We start from the raw sequence: 19,533 nt of genomic DNA, 5'->3' as shown, positions 1-19,533 counted from the left end.
CAGTCGATGGGTCCACTCAACGCAGTGGCTGCCACGCTGCAGTAAACGGCCGTCGGGCGCTGGCAGATGCCGCACACGCGGCGTGTGCGCGACCACGTGCGATGTCACCGCCTGCGTGACTGCCCCATCAGCCCTTCGCTGTCGCGGCCAATGCCCCGGACAGGTCCAGCGTCGCCACCGTGCCCTGCCCGGCATTGGAATCCAGGTTCAGATGCCAGCCCAGATGCTCGCAGAGCCGTCCGATCAATTCCAGCCCGATGCCGTTGCCCTGGCGTGCGTTGCCGCGCGCCAGGCGCGCGTAGATCGCGCTGATCTCCTCCGGCGTCATGCCGTGGCCCGGGTCGGCAATGCGCACCACACCTGGTGCCGATAGCGAGACGCGGATGATGCCGCGGTCGCTGTTCTCGATCGCGTTGCGCAACAGATTGCCGATGGCGGTCTGCACGATCGCCACCGGTGCGGTGAGGCTGCATGGCGGAAGCGGGTCGGTGAGTACCTGCAGGTCCTTGTCGGCGAGCAGATGCGCGTGGTCGGCGACGATCTCCGGCAGCAACTGGTCCAGACGCAGCGTATCGCTGCTGCGCGTCAGCCGGCCGGGGTCCTTGGCCAGCACCAGCAACAAGGTGATCAACTGCTCCACCGCGGCGCTGGTCTGGGCGATGCGCTCCAGCTGGTGGCGCACCGCCGGTGGTGTGCCGGCTTGCTCCAGCGCAAGTTCGGCGGCGTTGCCGATCACCGCCAGCGGGGTGCGCAACTCGTGGCTGGCACTGTCGATGAAGGCGCGTTCGCGTTCGACGAACTGGCCGTTGCGATCGAGATAGTCGTTGAGCGCATCGGCAATCACGTACAGCTCGGCGCTGCCCTGCGGGCCAACAGCAATGCGTTGCGCACGCCGCTCCGGACGCAGCGCGCCGATGTCGCGCGCCAGCTCCACCAGCGGGCGCACCAGCCGCGCCATCGCATAAGTCCCCATCAGCAAGGTGATGCCGATCAGCGCGACGCCTGCCGCCAGCATCCAGCGGGTGATGAACTGCTCCAGCGCCTCGAAGTCGGTGATATCCAGCACCAGCGCCAGGCGCCCGGCATGCGGCGTGTCGCGCACCATCACCGCGCTCTGGCGGCCGGCGATTTCCAGCTCGTCGTGCAGGCCGGGATGCAGCGTGCGCAACACCGGCGGCACTGCCGCGCTGCCGTCGACGCGATACAGCCGCAAGGTGTCCGAGTCCTGCCAGCGGTAATCCGGATTCTGCGCACTGCGATCCAGGATGCTGTCCAGCTCCGAATTCAGCAACGAGCGCCACACGCCGTGTTCTGCGCGCTCGTGCAGATACTGCGCGGTGCCGAACACCGCCAGCACCATCAACAACGTGTAGCCGAACAACCACACCAGCACGCGGCGGCCCAACGGGCGCTGCCTAAGCATCGCTGCACTCGCCCGCAGCCGGATCGCCGGCACCTTCCAGCGGCGCCAGGCGATAGCCCAGCCGCGGCAGGGTGTGGATCAGTTTCTGCGCGAACGGGCCGTCCACGCTGCGGCGCAACTCGTAGATATGCGAGCGCAGCATGTCGCCATCGGGCGGATCGTCGCCCCATAGTGATTGCTCCAGCCGCTGCCGGGTGACCGCGGCGGGGCTGGCCTGCATCAGCACTTCCAGCAGCTTGCGGCAGGCCGGATACAGGTGCAGCACCTGGCCGGCGCGGGTGGCTTCCAGCGTAGACAGGTCCAGACGCAGATCGGCCACCTGCAACAACTTGCCGCGTCGGCGTCCATGCGCACGCGCAAGCAGGGCCTCGATGCGGACCTCCAGTTCCGGCAGCGCGAACGGCTTGGTCAGATAGTCGTCGGCACCAGCCCGGAAGCCGGCGATCTTGTCGGGCAACTCGTCGCGGGCGGTGAGCATGATCACCGGCAGCTCGGACTGGTGCTGCTCGCGCAGGCGGCGCAGCACTTCCGGGCCGTCCATGCGCGGCATCATCCAGTCCAGCACCAGGACGTCGTACTGCTGGGTGGTGGCCAGATGCAGGCCGGTGATGCCGTCGGGCGCTGCGTCCAGGGTGTGCCCGCGCGCTTCGAAATAGTCGAACAGGTTGGCAACCATGTTGCGATTGTCTTCGATGACCAGCAGCCGCATGAGCGCGTTTCCAGGGCGGCCCGGCAGGGACGATGTGCGCATCCTAACCGAGCCTGGCCGAACACAGCCGCTCTGGATGGCTCCGACAAAATTCCGACCTGCTTGCCGGATAGTGTGGCGCCCCACCGATCGGGGCGTGCGCGTGTCGCCTGCCATCTCCGCCGCCACTTCCCGCCAGCGCGCACTGCTCGCCGCCGTGTTGCTGATCGTCGTCAGCCTGCTGGCCGGGCTGGGCCTGCGCCAGCCCAACCCGCCGGACGAGCCGCGCTTTGTGCTGGCCGCACGCAGCATGGTCGCGACCGGTCAGTGGCTATTGCCGCACCGGGGCAGCGAGCTGTATGCCGAAAAACCGCCGGTCTTCATGTGGTTGCAGGCAGCCAGCTACGAGCTGGTGCCGCACTGGCCGGTCGCGTTCCTGCTGCCGTCGCTGCTGGCTGCGCTCGCCACGTTATGGCTGACCTGGGACATTGCGCGGCGGTTGTGGAACCGGCGCGTGGCGCGGCATGCGGTACTGGCGTTGTTTGCGGTGCTGCAGTTCGGCCTGATGGCCAAGCGTGCGCAGATCGACATGGTGCTGGTGGCGCTGACCACGCTGTCGTTGTGGGGGATGCTGCGGCATCTGCTGCGCGGGCCGGACTGGCGCGCATGGACGCTGGGATTGTTCGCCGCCGGCGTGGGCACGGTGACCAAGGGCGTGGGCTTTCTGCCCTTGCTGCTGTTGCTGCCGTGGATGGCGCTGCCGCGCAGGCACTGGCGCGTGCTGCCGGCACGCGCACAGGCCGGGCGCAGCTGGTTGCTGGTGCTGCCCGCGTTCCTGGCGGGGACCGCGGTGTGGCTTGGTCCGCTGGGCATCGCGTTGTGGCAGAGCAACGACCCGGCGCTGCATGCCTACGCGCACGAGTTGTTGTTCAAGCAGACCGGTACCCGTTATGCGCACGCCTGGCATCACCTCAAGCCGGCCTGGTACTACCTGCAGGTGATCGCCACGCTGTGGTTGCCCGGCTGCCTGCTGTTGCCCTGGCTGCTGCCGGCCTGGTGGCGGCGGCTGCGACACGGCGACCCGCGCTATCTGTTGCTGCTTGCCTGGAGCATGTTGGTGCTGGTGTTTTTCAGCGCCAGCCCGGGCAAGCGCGAGGTCTACATCTTTCCGATGCTGCCGGCCCTGTGCATCGCCGCCGCACCGCTTCTGGCCGGGCTGCTGCGCAAACGTGGCGTCCGCGTATTGCTGACCGGCTACCTGCTGCTGCTTGCGCTGGCCGCTCTTGCATTGGGCAGCGGTATCGCACTGCATCTGCACTGGGCGGAAAACACCGCCCTGCAGCGCGGGATGGAGTTGGCCTCGCTGCGATCGGTGGGTCTCTGGTTGATCGGCCTGGGCGTGATCGGCCTGGCGGCAATTGCATGGTCGCGTGGCAAGCGCACCGGCACCGCGGTGGTGGTGGTGACCGCCGCACTATGGAGCGTGTATGGCCTGGGCTTGATGCCGGCACTGGACCCTTACAGTTCTGCCGCTGGCTTGATGCAGCGCGTGGGACAGCGCATCGGCCCGCAGGCCGAGCTCGGCATGCTGGCCTGGCGCGAGCAGAACATGCTGCAGGCGGATCGACCGGTCACCGACTTCGGCTTCAAGGCGAGTTGGCAGCAGCAGTGGGCCAAGGCAGGTCAATGGCTTGCAGACGCACCTGAGCGCCGTTGGCTGTTCGTCCTCAAGCAGGCGGTACCGGCGTGCATCGATCCGGCGCAACGGATCGATATTGGCGAGTCCAACCGCAATCAATGGCAGTTAATACACGGCACGGCATGGCATGCCGGCTGCATCTCACGAATATCCGATGAAAAGGAGATAAGTGCGGATTCCGACGCGGATTGATATACCCGATAAACGTTAACGTTCGCGCAACTCGGGTCCGACCACTTTCCGACATGCCGCTTTCGAAGATGCAGGGTAATGACGACCAGCCCGATTCTTCGATGACCACGCTTCCCATTTACGCGCCGAGATCAGCGCGCTCTTCCGCATTGCTGCAGACGCGATTTCTTGCTCTGCACCTGTGGCTTCCGCTGGCATGCGTGGCACTGCTCAGTGCGCTATTGATGAACCTCGGCGGTGACCAATGGATTGCCGATGCGCTGTATCGACTGGAAGGCGGACACTGGCTACTGAAAGACCACTGGTTTACCAGCGACCTCGTCCATCGAATTGGAAAGTGGTTGAGCACGGCTGCAGCCATCGGTGTATTGGTGCTGGCTGTGCTTGCTTGGTGCAACCAACGTCTGCGCGCAATGCGCTGGCCATTGACATATCTCGCGACCTCAATCGCCTTGTCGACATCGCTTGTGTCCTTGCTCAAGTCGTGGACGGCGATGGATTGCCCATGGGATTTAAGCCGTTATGGCGGCACCCATCCAATGATCGGGCTATTCGAATCGCGCCACGGCATTGCTGCGTCCGGTTGTTTTCCTGCAGGCCACGCCAGTGCCGGTTATGCGTGGGTGGCTTTGTATTTCTGTGCGCTAGCACTGCGTCCTGCGTGGCGTGTTCCTGCATTGTGGCTGGGCATCGCGGCAGGGTTGTTATTCGGGATTGCGCAGCAATTACGCGGCGCGCATTTTCTGTCGCACGACCTATGGTCGCTGGCGGTGTGTTGGGGAACTGCACTTGCACTGTACTGCGTGATGCTGGCTCGACCGCATCGCGCCAATGATGTGGTGTTGCAATCAGGGGATGCAGCATGAGTACCTATCTACCGCAATCGCGTGGGCTCAAGCGCCTGCGCGCACTGAGCTGGACGACGCGACCGACGGTCTCGACCGAGACTCTGGTGCTGTTGTCGAGTCTGTTCTTCGCGCTGGTGTGCAATCAGCTGTTCTGGCACACGGCCATGGCCACGCATCCGGGCAGTCTCGGATTTGCCATCTCGTTGATGGCCTTGCTGGTGGCCGTGCATGCGTTATTGCTGGGCCTGCTGGTGTGGCGCTGGAACGCCAAGCCGCTGTTGACGCTGCTGCTGTTCACCACCGCACTGGCTGCGCACTACATGGACAGCTACAACGTCTACCTGGATGCGGACATGCTGCGCAATGTGCTGCACACCGACCACAAGGAATCGCGTGAACTGCTCACGCCCGGCTTGATCCTGCCGCTGCTGTGCTACTTCCTGATTCCGGCCACGCTGTTGTGGCGCACGCGCCTGCAAGCACGCAGCATCGGCAGATCACTGGCAATCCGCGCCGGCTTCTTGCTGGTGGTGGCAGTGGTCGGCGCGGCCGGCGCGATGCTGTCGTCGCAGGACGTCTCGGCATTGATGCGCAATCACCGCGAGGTGCGTTACCTGGCCACGCCGATCAACTACATCGTGGCACTGCGGCAGAACCTCAAATCCGATTCGCCGATCAAGCATGCGCCCAAGCAACCGGTCGAACACGACGCCATGGCCACACCACGTGCACCCGGAAGCCGTCCGCGCCTGCTGCTGGTGGTGCTGGGCGAAACCGCACGTGCGCAGAACTGGGGCCTCAACGGCTATGCGCGCCAGACCACGCCCGAGCTGGCGCAGGCCGGAGTGATCAATTTCCCCGACATGCATTCCTGCGGCACCAGCACCGAGGTCTCGGTGCCATGCATGTTCTCGCCGTTCGGCCGCCGCGATTACAACGAGGACATGATCCGCGGTCACCAGTCGCTGCTGCATGTGCTCGAACATGCCGGCATTTCCACGCTGTGGCGCGACAACCAGTCCGGCTGCAAGGGCGTCTGCGATGGCCTGGACATCCAGAAGCTGGACGATGCCACCACGCCAGGGCTGTGCGCCGATGGCCGCTGCATGGACGAGATCCTGCTGAGCGACCTGGCTGCGCAAGTGCGCGCAAAGCCCGGCGACCGTGTGGTGGTGCTGCATCAACTCGGCAGCCACGGGCCGAGTTACTTTGAGCGCTACCCGGCACAGTTCGAGCGCTTCAAACCGGTGTGCAAGACCGCCGACCTGGGTAGTTGCAGCCGCCAGAACATCGTCAACGCCTACGACAATTCCATCACCTATACCGATCACTTCCTCAACCAGGCCATCCACACGCTACGCGGGCTGCAGGACTACGACACCGCGATGATCTACCTCTCCGATCACGGCGAATCACTCGGAGAAAAAGGCCTCTACCTGCATGGCGTGCCATACGCGATCGCACCCAAGGAACAGACCCACGTGCCGATGGTGATGTGGTTCTCGCCGGAGTTCGCGCGCGACCGCGGCCTGGACGAAACCTGCCTGCGCCACCGTGCCGGCCAGTACACCGATCAGGACGCGCTGTTTCCGTCGGTGCTCGGTCTGATGCAGGTCAAGACCAGCGCCTATGCGCGCGAGCGCGATCTGTTCGCGCAATGCACGGGATAAATGCAGCTGGATTTCTTCAAGCATGGCTTATCGAAGGCACGGTGCCCTAGCCGCTCGCGCGACACGCCGTGAATCTTCCCGTGGAGGCGCCCTGGCGGCATCCATGCCGGCAAGGACACCGCGCCAGTAAGTTGGTCGGATTCTTTTTTGAAGACTTGCTGCGCAACTTGCGATGGAAAGATTTTCGGACGCACGACACTCCGAACAACGCGCATCAGGCACTGCTCTTACCGTGCACACCGACTATCTCGACGGGCCCTTGCCCGCCTACCGTCGCGGGACCTTACGCGGCATGGATGCCGCGTAAGCGCCTACACGGACGTATTTGCGGCGTGTCCCGCGATGGTGGGCGGGCGGGGGCCTTGCAGCCAAGCGGCAGATCATCCGCTCTGCAACTGATCCGCCTGCACCGCTCCATCAACCCAATGCCACCGGTCCCCCAGTCTTGAAGCAACTGGCAGTACATGGCGGGCAAACAGGTAACGGCCGTGCCCGCCTGCGATGAGCACGCCAATGTGGCACTTGCTCTGACGAGCACAGATGGATTTGCAGCCCACCCAAGTCGCGTACACCGTGACAGCGCTTGCGGTGAACCCCGACGCGCTCTAGCCTGCGTCGGACTTCACCGCAAGGACCACCCGTGAATCCTCGTTTGTTGTGGCTGGCACTGGCCATGGCCGCCGGCACCCTGTCGTTGTCGGCCTGCCGTCAGGACGCGGCAGCGCCCGCCAAGCCCGCTGCCGCCAAAACCGCGCCGGAGGAAAGCGCCGACCAGTTCGTCGCGCGCATCAGCGCCGAGTACAAGGCCGCGTACCCGGAACTCACCGCCGCGCAATGGTTGTCCTCGACCTATATCAACGGCGACTCGCAGCTGCTGGCCGCCAAGGCCAACGAACGCTCGCTGGCGCAACTGGACCGCTGGATCGGACAGTCCAAGCAGTATGCAGGCACCCCGATGTCGGCCGACAGCGCGCGTGCATTGCAACTGCTGAAATTGATGAGCGCCCTGCCCGCCCCACGCGACCCGGCCAAGCTGGCAGAGCTCACCCGGATCGCCGCCAAGATGGAAGGCGATTATGGTGCGGCCAGTTATTGCGTGGGCGATGGCGAACAACGCCGCTGCCGCCAGCTTGGCGAGCTGGAACAGGTGCTGGCAAGCAGCCGTGATTACGCCGAACAACTGGATGCCTGGCAGGGCTGGCATGGCACTGCAGTCCCGATGCGCAAGGACTACCAGCGCTTTGTCGAGCTCGCCAACGAGGGCGCGCGCGGGCTGGGCTTTGCCGATGTCGGCGTGCTGTGGCGCAGCGGTTACGACATGCCGCCAGCGCAACTGGCCAGCGAGACCGACCGTCTCTGGGACCAGGTCAAGCCGCTGTACGCACAACTGCAGTGCTATGCGCGCGGCAAGCTCGATACGCAGTACGGCAAGGACAAGGGCGAGCTCGCCGGAGGCATGTTGCCCGCACATCTGATGGGCAACATGTGGCAGCAGGACTGGAGCAATCTGTGGGACCTGCTGCAGCCGTACCCGGGTGCCGGCGACCTGGACATCACCGCTGCGCTGGAAAAACAGTATCAGGGCAACCTGAGTGCGGTACTGGCACGCACCACCGGCACCACCGGCACCGAAGGCGGCAGCGGCGCACGCTTCCAGGCCGAGCGCGAAGCGCAGCTGCGCACCGCAAAACAGATGACCGAACGTGCGCAGGATTTCTACACCTCGCTCGGCATGCCCAAGCTCCCCGACACCTATTGGCAGCGTTCGCAGTTCATCAAACCGCTGGACCGCGACGTGGTCTGCCATGCCAGCGCATGGGACATGAACATGGGCGGCGAAGCGACGCAGAACATCGGTGCGGACGTGCGCACCAAGATGTGCATCAAGCCGACCGAAGAAGATTTCACCACCATCTATCACGAGCTTGGGCACATCTATTACGACCTGGCCTACAACCCGCTGCCGCCACTGTTCCAGAACGGCGCCAACGACGGTTTCCACGAAGCGATCGGCGACACCATCGTGCTGGCGATGACGCCCAAGTATCTGCAGTCGATCGGCATGGTGGGCGAACAGCAAACCAGCCGCGAGGCGCTGCTCAATTCGCAGATGCGCATGGCGCTGAGCAAGGTTGCCTTCCTGCCGTTCGGGCTGATGATCGACCGCTGGCGCTGGGGCGTGTTCGACGGCTCGATCCCCCCCGAGCGTTACAACCAGGCCTGGTGGGAACTGAAAGCCAGGTACCAGGGCGTTGCACCGGCGAACCCACGCGGCGAAGAGTTCTTCGATGCCGGCGCCAAGTACCATGTGCCCGGCAACACGCCGTACACCCGGTATTTTCTTGCGCACATCCTGCAGTTCCAGTTCTACAAGGGCCTGTGCGAAGCCGCCGGCCATCAAGGCCCGTTGTACGAGTGCAGTTTCTACGGCAACAAGGACGCCGGGCAGAAGTTCTGGTCGATGCTGCAACGGGGTTCCAGCCAACCCTGGCAGACCACGCTGAAGGAACTCACCGGCAACGACCGCCTGGATGCCGGCCCGATGCTGGAATATTTCGCGCCGATGAACGAGTGGCTGAAGCAGCAGAACCAGGGGAAATTGTGCGGCTGGCAGGCGAACGCACCCGCGGCCGCCAGTGCTACGCCTGTGCCTGCCGCAACGCACTGACGCACGCGCTTCTCGCAGTATGCGGCGGCCCTCACCCTGGCCGCCGCATAACGTTGATTTGATAAACGCACAAAACGCCGGCGATATACTGCGCGCCCGCTGCACCGGCGCAGCATGCAGGATGCATCCAGTGAACAACCCCTCCACCGGCCCGGACCCGCGCGACGCGGACCGCAACAAGCAGTTCATCGACGACGCAAACGACCGCGCATTCGACCCGATCTACAGCAGCAAGAGCAGCGACTACGCGCTGGAAGTGGGCGGCAGCAACATCGAGCTCAGCCCCGAAGATCAGACGGTCAAGTATTCCCATACCAGCGAGCAGAGCAGCGGCAGTCCGACGCAGCCACTGGGCGAGAACAGCCTGCGTAGCAGCCGCTCGCTCGGCCTGGGCAAGCTCAGCGACGCCGAGGCCAAGACCACCACCTTCAACCTCGAGGCCGACGCCAACACCGGCCAGCAGCAACGCCTGCAGACCAAGCTCGGCGACAGCAAGCTGAGCATCGAGACCAGCACCAGTGCCGGGCAGCGCATGCGTTACGCACTGACGCTGCCCGGTGCCGACCAGCCTGCAGAGGCGGCCACCCGCGTCAATCCGCTGCAGCCGGAGAGCCTGCCGATCGGCGCGCGCGCGGTGATGGACGCCCAGACCTACACCCAGCGCGACGCCTCGGCGAGCCTGCAACACCTCACCATGCAAAGCGAGATCACCGAAGCCAGCGGCCGCAGCTACCTGATCGAGCGGGTGGACGAGCGCCATGTGCGTGTGGTGACCGGGCCCAACGCAGCCATCGAGGCAGTGAACGCCGTTGGCGTCAAGGTGGGACCGGCGCAGGCCCTGCTCGGGCGCGCCGACGCCCTGGGCCAGTCGCGTGTGGAGAGCGCGCAATTCGACCTGGCCGATCCGCGTGCGCGCGCAGCCATGGGCGCGTTCATACGCGAGGGCAAGATGGCACCGGGCGTGCCCGGCGTCGATGAGCTACAGACGGTGGAGCGGATCAGTTTCAGCTCGCAGCAGCGTCTGCAGCTGGAATTGGGCCCGCTCAGCGCCGATGTGGCCGGCAACCGGAATCAGGGCAGCCAGGTGCGCATCAGCACACCGGGCCAGGACGGCTACACCGTGGTACAGCAGCTGCAATACGGCGGCAACGTGCCGCTGACGATCGTGCGCCAGTACGACGGCAACGACACCGAACGCGTGCAGGAACGCAGCTACCGCTTCGAGATCGATGGCGATGTCGCCGCGCCGGGGCTGCTGCAACGCCTGGGCGGGCGCAACGAGGCCAGCGAGGAAAAGGCGATTGCACAGAATCTCAACAGCGCGCTGAGCGGCGACATGGCGGGCACCGGTGCGATTGCGCCAGGGCAGAAGACCACGCTGGCCTTCAGCGAGGCGCAGATGCAGGCGCTGATGCAGCAGACCCAGGCCAGCGTCGAAGCCGGCAGGATCGGCGGCAGCTCGCTGACGGCGCTGGTCGGCGACCGCAACGCCGCAGCGCAGTCACCCGAACGCTTCGCGATCGCGATGGCCCGCAATGTGGGCGGCGAGCCGTATCCGTTCGTCGAGCGGCTGCAGCGCATCGCCGACGGCGCCGATGGGGCATACGACGGCCGCTTGCAGCGCATCGACGCCGAGGCGCTTCCGCGCCAGCCGGCTGCGGAAACCGCAGCGGCGGATCCGCGCAATCCGGCCAGTCCGGACCATGCGCTGCTGAGCCAATGCACCGCAGCGGTGGAGCAGTTGGAGGCCGCGCGCGGCCGCGTACCCGATGCGGACAGCGAGCGCCTGGCAGCCGGCGCGCTGGTGGCCGCACGCGAGCACGGGCTGCAGCGCGTCGACCACGTGGTGCTCGGCCGCGACCCGGCACAGGGCTTCGTGGTCCAGGGAGCGCTGGATTCGCCGGCGCACCTGCGCGGACCCTTCGATGCCCAGGCCGCGCAGCAGACGCCGGTGGACCACAGCCTGCAGCGCGCGCAGGCAGTGGGCGCCGCGCAGGATCGCAACGCCGCCGCGCAGGAACAGGCGCAGCAGCAGGACGTCCAGCGACAGGCTCCGGCGCGCTGATCCAGCGCGCCGGCTGATCCGCAGCCAAGCCCTGGCGCAGGTCAGCACCGAACACGGCCCGCTGACGCGGAATGGGCCGTGTTCGGAGCCGGCGTCGCCGACACCGCTGCGTTATGACCTCAGTTGGTGCGCGCGGGCACCAGCTTCTGCGCGAACTCGATCCGGAACGCCTCGAAATCCCTGCCATCGGCGGCCGCCTCGGCATGCGCCGCGTCCTTGAGCGCGTCCGAATAGGTCAGCCGTACCGGCGTGCCCTGCCGCTCGTGCAGCTCGGCTGCGCGCATGATCAGGGCCAGCACCTGGGCGGCGCTGGTGCTTTCGCCGGCGATGCGGCCGTCCATGCCCAGCACCCATTCGCCGTCGCGGCGGACGATGCCGGCCAGTAGCGTGCGTTGCTGGTCGCGCAGTTCGGCATGCGGCTCGATCGGCGAAACCGGCGCGGGATTGGCGGCGGCCTGGTTGCGCTGGCGCTCGGCGGCGCGCTTGCGGGCGTCGCGGCGCAGCTTGGAATCGGTGGACATGCAGGCTCCTGTGAGGTCAGAGATGGTCGGCCGGCTCCAGAGGCACTGCCTCCTCGGCCTGGCGGCGGCGCAGACGGCGGCCGCTGCGGCGTTCCCAGCGCCAGAATAGCCAGCCCAGCAGGAAAAAACCGGTCATGCCGATCGCCAGATGGCGCGGGTGTTCACTCAGCAGCGGCGACAGCACCCCGGCCACCAGCGTATTGGTCATCAGCTGGGTGAAGGCCTGCAGTGAGGAGGCCAGGCCGCGCTGGTGCGGGTACATGTCCAGCACCGCCAGCGCCAGGATCGGGAAGATCAGCGCCATGCCCACGCCGGCCAGGAAGATCGGCAGCACCGCCCAGGGCAGCGCGATCTGCGCCGCCGTCATGGTGTAGCCCAGGTTCGCCAGCGCCGCCACGCCGCAGCAGATGAAGCCGATGCGGATCTGCCGCACCGGGTCCATGCTGCCGGCCATGCGCCCGGACAGGAACGAGCCCAGGGTCATGCCGCCGATGGTGGGAATGAACAGCCAGGCGAAGTCGCCCTCGCCCAGGTGCAGGTGGCGCATGATCAGCACCGGCGCCGAGGCGATGTACAAAAAGATGCCGGCGAAGTTGAACGCACCGGCCGCCGCCAGCCGCTGAAAACGCGGGTTGAAGCCGATCCGCACGTAGTCGTGCATCAGGCGGCGCAGCTGCAGCGGCGTGCGCGCCTCCGGCGGGTGGGTCTCCGGCAGCCAGGTCAGCGTGGCCACCAGCAGCACCAGCCCGAACGCCACCAGGAACCAGAAGATCAGCGGCCAGCCGGCGCCGCTGAGCAGGATCCAGCCGCCGATGATCGGCGCGATTGCCGGGGCGATGCCGAAGATCATCGACACCTGGCTCATCAGCCGTTGCGCATCCGCCCCCTGGAACAGGTCGCGGATCACCGCCCGCCCGACGATCATGCCTACCCCGGCCGACAGCCCCTGCAGCGCGCGGAACGCCAGCAGGGTGGGCAGGTCCTGCGACAGCGCGCAGCCCACCGAGCCGGCGATGAACAGCACCAGCCCGCCCAGGATCACCCGCTTGCGGCCCCAGGCATCGGACAGCGGGCCGTGCGCGATGCTCATCAGCCCGTAGGCGAGCAGATAGACGCTGATGGTCTGCTGGATCGCCACCTCGTCCACCGCCAGGCTGCGGCTGAGCCGCGAGAACGCCGGGAAGATGGTGTCGATGGAAAACGGGCCGAACATCGCCAACCCGGCGAGCAGGAGCGCCATGCGACGGGTGGAAGGCGTGGTGGGGGTCATGCAGGGATCCGAAACGTGGTGCATCGGGGGGACGCACGCCGGCGCCGCCCTGGGGGCGGCGTCGGGATGAGCACAAGGGCGTCGATGATAGGCGCTCGCCGTTGCAAGGTTAAGCAAACCCGAGCGCATAGCCTGCCGCGTGCGCTCCGGCGCGTGCGCACGCAGGCTATAATCGGCCGGCAACACGGTGGGAGAAGCGGCACTGCCGCTGCCGAAGGCGCAACAGCCCGTAATCGCTCAGGCCCGATACCATCCGCAGTACAACTCTGGAGAGACCGGCCGATGCCGGCGCCGAAGGGGCACGGAACGCAGGCAGGCCCAGCGCCATGCCGCGTTCTTAAACTCTCAGGCAAAAGGACAGAGGGGCGCGAGGAAGACTGTCGCTGCGACAGGAGGTGATGCGCTGCGCGCGTCACGCCGGTCCGGCGGCCGTCGACCATTCGTCTGCCACCTGCCCCGGATGCCCGCCATGTCCCAGACCACGTCTTCCTTGCGCGACCTCGAACACCACAGTGCGTTCGTCGAACGCCATATCGGCCCCAACGACGCAGAAATCGCACAGATGCTGGAGGTGGTCGGCCACGCCTCGCTGGATGCGATGACCGATGCGATCGTGCCCGGCAACATCAAGTCGCCAGCGGCGCTGGCGCTGCCCGAGGCGATCACCGAAGAAGAGGCGCTGGCCAAGATCCGCGCCATCGCCAGCAAGAACCAGGTGCAGCGCAGCTTCATCGGCCAGGGCTATTACGGCACCCATACGCCCAAGGTGATCCTGCGCAATATCCTGGAAAATCCGGCCTGGTACACCGCCTACACGCCCTACCAGGCCGAGATTTCGCAGGGCCGGATGGAAGCGCTGATCAACTTCCAGACCCTGTGCGCCGACCTCACCGGCATGCAGATCGCCAACGCCTCGCTGCTGGACGAAGCCACTGCCGCGGCCGAAGCGATGACGCTGGCCAAGCGTTCGGCCAAGTCGAAGTCGGACACCTTCTTCGTGCACGACGCGGTGCACCCGCAGACGCTGGAACTGCTGCGCACCCGCGCCGAGCCGCTGGGCATCGTGCTGCGCGTCGGCACGCCGGAAGAGGCCTTGCAGGCCGAGTGCTTCGGCGTGCTGCTGCAGTACCCGGACAGCTTCGGGCACATCGGCGATCACGCCGCGCTGGCCGATGCGGTGCATGCACAAGGCGGCCTGGTCGCGGTGGCCACCGACCTGCTGGCGCTGACCCTGATCGCCGCGCCCGGCGAATGGGGCGCGGACATCGTGGTCGGCAATTCGCAGCGCTTCGGCGTGCCGTTCGGCTTCGGCGGCCCGCATGCCGCGTTCATGGCCTGCCGCGATGCCTACAAGCGCTCGATGCCGGGCCGCCTGATCGGCGTGTCGATCGATGCCGCCGGCAACCCGGCCTACCGCCTCACCCTGCAGACGCGCGAGCAGCATATCCGCCGCGAGAAGGCCACCTCCAACATCTGCACCGCGCAGGTGCTGCTGGCCGTGATGGCCTCGATGTACGCGGTCTACCACGGCCCCGAGGGCCTGACCCGCATCGCGCGGCGCACGCATCGCCTTGCCGCGATCCTGGCCGCTGCCCTGCGCGGCGCCGGTGTCACCGTGGGCGAGCAGTTCTTCGACACCCTGCACGTCAAGGCGATCGATGCCGACGCCATCCACGCCAAGGCCCGCGCCGCCGGCATCAACCTGCGCGCGATCGACAGCGAAGCGGTCGGCATCAGCCTGGATGAAACCAGCACGCGCGCCGATGTGGTCGCGCTGGCCGCATTGTTCGGCGCGCAGGCGGATGTGGACGCGCTCGATGCCGCCACCGCCGACGCCTTGCCGCAGGGCTTGCTGCGCAGCAGCGCGTTCCTGACACACCCGGTGTTCAACACCCACCACAGCGAGCACGAACTGCTGCGCTACATGCGCTCGCTGGCCGACAAGGACCTGGCGATGGATCGCACCATGATCCCGCTGGGCAGCTGCACGATGAAGCTCAACGCCACCGCCGAGATGATCCCGGTGACCTGGCCCGAGTTCGGCGCGATCCATCCGCTGGCCCCGGCCGAGCAGTCGGCCGGCTACGCGCAGCTGATCGAGGAGCTGGAAGCGATGCTGGTCGAATGCACCGGCTACGACGCGGTCAGCCTGCAGCCCAACTCCGGCGCGCAGGGCGAGTACGCCGGCCTGCTGGCGATCCGTGCCTATCACCGCGCGCGCGGTGAAGCGCATCGCGACATCTGCCTGATTCCCGAATCCGCCCACGGCACCAATCCGGCGTCGGCGCAGATGTGCGGCATGACCGTGGTCGTGACCAAGTGCGATGCCAACGGCAATGTCGATGTCGACGACATCCGCGCCAAGGCGGAAAAGTACTCCGAGCGTCTGGCCGCGTTGATGATCACCTACCCGTCCACCCACGGCGTGTTCGAAGAGGACGTGGTGGCGATCTGCGAAGCCGTGCATGCGCATGGCGGCCAGGTCTACACCGACGGCGCCAACATGAATGCCCTGGTCGGCGTGGCCAAACCCGGCAAGTGGGGCTCGGACGTGTCGCACCTGAACCTGCACAAGACCTTCTGCATTCCGCATGGCGGCGGCGGCCCGGGTGTGGGCCCCTGCGCGGTGAAGTCGCATCTGGCGCCATACCTGCCTCGTGCCGGCATCCATGCCGGCGAAGGTCAAACTGCCGCCATCCATGGCGGCGGACTCAACTCCGAAAGCGGGAGTGGACAATCCTCGCGCATTGGCGGCATGGTCAGCGCGGCGGCCTACGGCTCGGCCTCGATCCTGCCGATCAGCTGGATGTACGTGACCATGATGGGCAGCGGCGGCCTGCGCAAGGCGACCCAGGTGGCCCTGCTCAATGCCAACTACATCGCCAAGCGCTTGGCGCCGCACTACAAGACGCTGTACACCGGCCGCAACGGCCTGGTGGCGCACGAGTGCATCCTCGACATCCGCCCGCTGGAAAAGACCAGCGGTATCGGTGCCGAAGATATCGCCAAGCGCCTGATCGACTTCGGCTTCCACGCGCCGACGCTGAGCTTCCCGGTCGCCGGTACCTTGATGGTGGAGCCGACCGAAAGCGAATCGCAGCACGAACTGGACCGCTTCATCGACGCGATGATCCAGATCCGCGAAGAGATCCGCGCCATCGAAGACGGCCGCCTGGACCGCGACGACAACCCGCTCAAGCACGCCCCGCACACCGCCACCCAGGTGTCGGCCAGCGAGTGGACCCACGCCTACCCGCGCGAACTGGCCGCCTTCCCGCTGCCCAGCCTCAAGCAGCAGAAGTACTGGCCGCCGGTGGCACGCGTGGACAACGTCTACGGCGACAAGAACGTGATGTGCGCCTGCATCCCGGTGGATGCGTACAAGGACGACGTGGAGGCGTAAGCGCCACCACCAGGTAAAAACGCGAAACCCAGCCGGTCACATGGCTGGGTTTTTTGTTGCCGGGACGGGACGGGACGGCGCTGCAGCCGACACAGGTTTTGCGTTTGCCACAGCCAAGGCGATAGCCGGCTCTTCATGGGCAGCGATGAACGATTGCCCTCCGACGCGTGCTGCGCTCATCGCACCGCACTCGACCAGGTGATAGCGATGCCATCTGCCCGTCGCAGGCGGATGCATCAACACTTCATGCAGGACGACTGCGCCAGTAGGTACACATGCGCCGCAGGCAGCGATACCCGCTCACTCCCCAGCAACACGTGTACCCGGCCATCTCATGCCGGCGCCCTACCAACCACACGTTTGCCTGCCCTACACGTGCGGTGGAGATGATGGCGGACGTCCTCACGCACACGGCAGACCTGCGCATGCTTCAGCTGAAACACTTCGGCATCCTCCTGCTGGTGGCCTGCACGCTGGCCGCGTGTGCGCCACGCCGCCCTGGCGAGGTGCCGGCGCTGGTGCACGCGGCCGATGCGCAGGCCGAGGTGGTGCAGACCGATGCCGGCGCAGTCCGCGGTGTTGCCGGCGCGCAGGGGCGGGTTTTCTTGGGCGTGCCGTTCGCCGCGCCGCCGGTGGGCGCATTGCGCTTTCGCGCGCCGCAGGCGGCGCCCGCCTGGAAGGGAGTCCGCGATGCCACCCAGGCCGGGCCGGCGTGCCTGCCGCGTTATCGCTTCGGGCAGAAGCAGGTGTCCGAGGATTGCCTCACCCTCAACGTCTATGCGCCACCCGGCCCTGCGCTGGCGCATCCGCGCGCAGTGATGGTGTGGATCTATGGTGGCGCGCTGGAGCTGGGCAGCAATGTCGACTACGACCTGAGTGCATTGGCCGCGCGGCAGAACGTCATCGTGGTGGCGCCCAATTACCGGTTGGGGGTGTTCGGTTTCTTCGCGCATCCGGCGCTGCGTGGCGAGGGCGAAGGCGCATATGCATTGCTCGATCAACAGGCTGCGTTGCGTTGGGTCAGGCGCAACATCGCCGCCTTCGGCGGCGATGCGCACAACGTCACCGTGTTCGGCGAATCGGCCGGTGCCTGGAGCATCTGCTATCAACTGGCCGCACCGGGCGCGGCCGGTCTGTTCCAACGCGCAATCCTGCAGAGCGGCAGTTGCCTGGCCAGCGATTCCAGCCTGCCGCGTGCCGAAGCCGAGCGCGGCGGTGTGCGTATGGCGCAGACGCTTGGCTGCGAGCGCTCAGGCGATGTTGCCGCGTGCCTGCGCGCATTGCCTGCCGACAGCGTGGCCGACGCAAAACCGCAGCGACGTGGCCTGACCGGCAGCGATGCGTGGGCGCCGATGTCCGGCGGCGAGGTGTTGCCGTTGCCGCCCGCCAAGGCGATCGCCAACCTGCAACATGCGCAGGTGCCGGTGCTGATCGGCACCAACCGCAACGAAGGGCGGCTGTTTGCGCAGTTGCTGTCCTACATCGGCAAGCTCAACCTGCGCAGCGGTTATGAGGCACGCCTCAAGCGCATGCATGCCGACCCTAGCGCGATCATGGCGCGCTACGCGGACGTTGCCGCGCAATCGCGCTGGGATGCATTTGCCGACATCGTCACCGATGGCGGATTCGCCTGCCCGACACGTAGGCTGGGCCAGGCCTTGCACACCCGCGCGCCGGTGTATGCGTACGAATTCGACGACCCGCAGGCGCCTTACGGCCTGTTGCGCCTGCCGTTCTCGCATGCGCTGGGCGCGTATCACGCGTCCGAACTGGTGTACCTGTTCCAGCGTCCGTGGGTACTCAGTGGCGAGCCGGCGTTCACGCCGGCGCAGCAGGCCTTCGCCAATACGCTGCAGGATTACTGGGGCGCGTTTGCGCGCACCGGCGATCCGAACGGGGCTGGCCGTCCGCAATGGCCGCGCTTCGATGGCGACGCTCCGTTGACGCTGTCGCCCGGCAGGATCGGCGCAACGCCCGACTTCGCGCAACGGCATCGCTGCACGTTCTGGGATGCACAGGCAACGCTGACACCACCGCACGCGACAGCAACGCCGGCACAGTCACACTCGCATTGATCGCATCATCAGGAGCCACCCATGTCCGTTTCCACCTCATCTCCCTGCCCCACGGTGCGCCTGCGCAACGGACGCAGCGTGCCGGCACTCGGGCTCGGCTCGTGGAACCTGGGCCAGGGACGACACCCGCCGCAGCAGGAGATCGATGCGCTGCAGACAGGCCAGCAATTGGGCATGCGCCTGATCGACACCGCCGAGATGTATGGCAATGGACGGTCGGAGCAACTGATCGGCCAGGCCATGGACAGCGCGCAGCGGCCTTATCTGGTATCGAAGGTCCTGCCGAGCAATGCCAGCGCGCGCGGCATCGCGCGTGCCTGCGAGGCCAGCCTGCAGCGGCTTGGCGTGCGCACGCTGGATCTGTATCTGCTGCACTGGCGCGGCGGCAGCGAGCTGCGCGAGGTGGTCGATGCCTTCGAGGCCTTGCGCGATGCCGGCAAGATCCGCGACTGGGGCGTATCGAATTTCGATGTGGAGGACATGCAGGAGCTGTGGGAGATCGAGGGCGGGCAGCATTGCCTGGTCAATCAGGTGCTGTATCACGCCGGTAGCCGCGGCATCGAGTTCGATCTGCTGCCGTGGTGCGCACAGCACGAGGTGACGGTAATGGCGTATTCGCCGCTAGGCAGCCGCGCATTGCTGGATCACCCGGTACTGCACGCGATCGGCGAGCGACGCGGCGTGGCCGCAACTGCGGTAGCGCTGGCATGGGCGATCCGCAGCGGCCAGGTCATTGCCATTCCCGAATCGGGAACGCCCGCGCATGTGCGCGCGAATGCAGCTGCGTGCACGCTGCACCTGGACGCGCAGGACCTTGCCGAACTGGACCGTGCGTTCCCGCCACCGACGCGCAAGCAGCCGCTGGATCTGCTGTAGTCGGCATGTAACGGTCGCGTTCGCTGCATGCGCTTGCAGACGTGCGTCGGCACATTGCGTGACCGACGCATCGGACGGCTGCGATCCAGTGCAAACTTTCGGCTGCATGTGAGTATTCGTTCGCATGCAGACACA

General features: G+C 66.4%; 12 protein-coding genes and 1 riboswitch. Of the genes, 8 read left to right on the top strand and 4 right to left on the bottom strand.

Annotated elements, in window-relative coordinates; all coding sequences use genetic code 11:
- Positions 1-127: 127 nt before the first annotated feature.
- Both GGR73_RS01190 and GGR73_RS01185 read right to left on the bottom strand, forming a co-directional pair.
- Positions 128-1,423, bottom strand: a complete 1,296-nt coding sequence (locus tag GGR73_RS01190) for a sensor histidine kinase (protein WP_046342007.1) — start codon at positions 1,421-1,423, stop codon at positions 128-130.
- Positions 1,416-2,132, bottom strand: a complete 717-nt coding sequence (locus GGR73_RS01185; RefSeq protein WP_016901685.1) for a response regulator transcription factor — start codon at positions 2,130-2,132, stop codon at positions 1,416-1,418. The genes GGR73_RS01190 and GGR73_RS01185 overlap by 8 nt, the downstream gene beginning before the upstream one ends.
- Before the next feature lie 136 nt (positions 2,133-2,268).
- On the opposite strand from GGR73_RS01185, the gene GGR73_RS01180 reads away from it, so the two are divergent.
- The 5 genes from GGR73_RS01180 (at position 2,269) to GGR73_RS01160 (ending at position 11,253) form a co-directional block, all read left to right on the top strand.
- The gene (locus GGR73_RS01180) at positions 2,269-4,002 is read left to right on the top strand and encodes an ArnT family glycosyltransferase (protein ID WP_184455305.1); all 1,734 of its coding nucleotides are present in this window, start codon (positions 2,269-2,271) and stop codon (positions 4,000-4,002) included.
- Between the two features lie 101 nt (positions 4,003-4,103).
- Positions 4,104-4,868, top strand: a complete 765-nt coding sequence (locus GGR73_RS01175) for a phosphatase PAP2 family protein (protein ID WP_184455303.1) — start codon at positions 4,104-4,106, stop codon at positions 4,866-4,868.
- Positions 4,865-6,520 carry a phosphoethanolamine transferase gene (locus tag GGR73_RS01170; RefSeq protein WP_104544241.1) on the top strand — a complete coding sequence of 552 codons (1,656 nt, stop codon included), beginning with the start codon at positions 4,865-4,867 and terminating at the stop codon, positions 6,518-6,520. Before GGR73_RS01175 ends, GGR73_RS01170 begins: the two co-directional genes overlap by 4 nt.
- Before the next feature lie 640 nt (positions 6,521-7,160).
- A complete protein-coding gene (locus tag GGR73_RS01165) occupies positions 7,161-9,188 on the top strand; it encodes a M2 family metallopeptidase (protein ID WP_184455301.1) in 2,028 nt (675 codons plus the stop codon).
- A 130-nt stretch (positions 9,189-9,318) separates the two neighbouring features.
- Entirely contained in the window at positions 9,319-11,253 is a 1,935-nt protein-coding gene (locus GGR73_RS01160; protein WP_184455299.1) for an XVIPCD domain-containing protein, read from the top strand.
- 119 nt (positions 11,254-11,372) lie between these two features.
- On the opposite strand, the gene GGR73_RS01155 is transcribed toward GGR73_RS01160, so the two are convergent.
- Positions 11,373-11,774 (bottom strand): hypothetical protein, encoded by a 402-nt coding sequence (locus GGR73_RS01155; RefSeq protein ID WP_016901679.1) that lies wholly within the window; start codon positions 11,772-11,774, stop codon positions 11,373-11,375.
- A gap of 16 nt (positions 11,775-11,790) precedes the next feature.
- Positions 11,791-13,044, bottom strand: coding sequence for a multidrug effflux MFS transporter (locus GGR73_RS01150; protein ID WP_024939474.1), 1,254 nt, complete (start codon positions 13,042-13,044; stop codon positions 11,791-11,793).
- 256 nt (positions 13,045-13,300) lie between these two features.
- Positions 13,301-13,415: riboswitch (glycine riboswitch) on the top strand.
- Between the two features lie 98 nt (positions 13,416-13,513).
- Here GGR73_RS01150 and gcvP point away from each other — a divergent pair.
- From gcvP to GGR73_RS01135, 3 genes are all read left to right on the top strand, one after another.
- Entirely contained in the window at positions 13,514-16,447 is a 2,934-nt protein-coding gene (gene gcvP / locus GGR73_RS01145) for an aminomethyl-transferring glycine dehydrogenase (RefSeq protein WP_184455297.1), read from the top strand.
- Positions 16,448-16,872: 425 nt separating this feature from the next.
- Complete coding sequence (locus GGR73_RS01140; RefSeq protein ID WP_184455295.1) at positions 16,873-18,522, top strand: carboxylesterase/lipase family protein; 1,650 nt, start codon at positions 16,873-16,875, stop codon at positions 18,520-18,522.
- Positions 18,523-18,543: 21 nt separating this feature from the next.
- Positions 18,544-19,398 (top strand): aldo/keto reductase, encoded by an 855-nt coding sequence (locus GGR73_RS01135; RefSeq protein ID WP_024939477.1) that lies wholly within the window; start codon positions 18,544-18,546, stop codon positions 19,396-19,398.
- Positions 19,399-19,533: the final 135 nt, after the last annotated feature.

It is taken from the genome of Xanthomonas sp. F14 (assembly GCF_014199865.1).
Note: the sequence above shows the minus strand (reverse complement) of the source record. Positions and strands in the feature narration are given on the sequence as shown.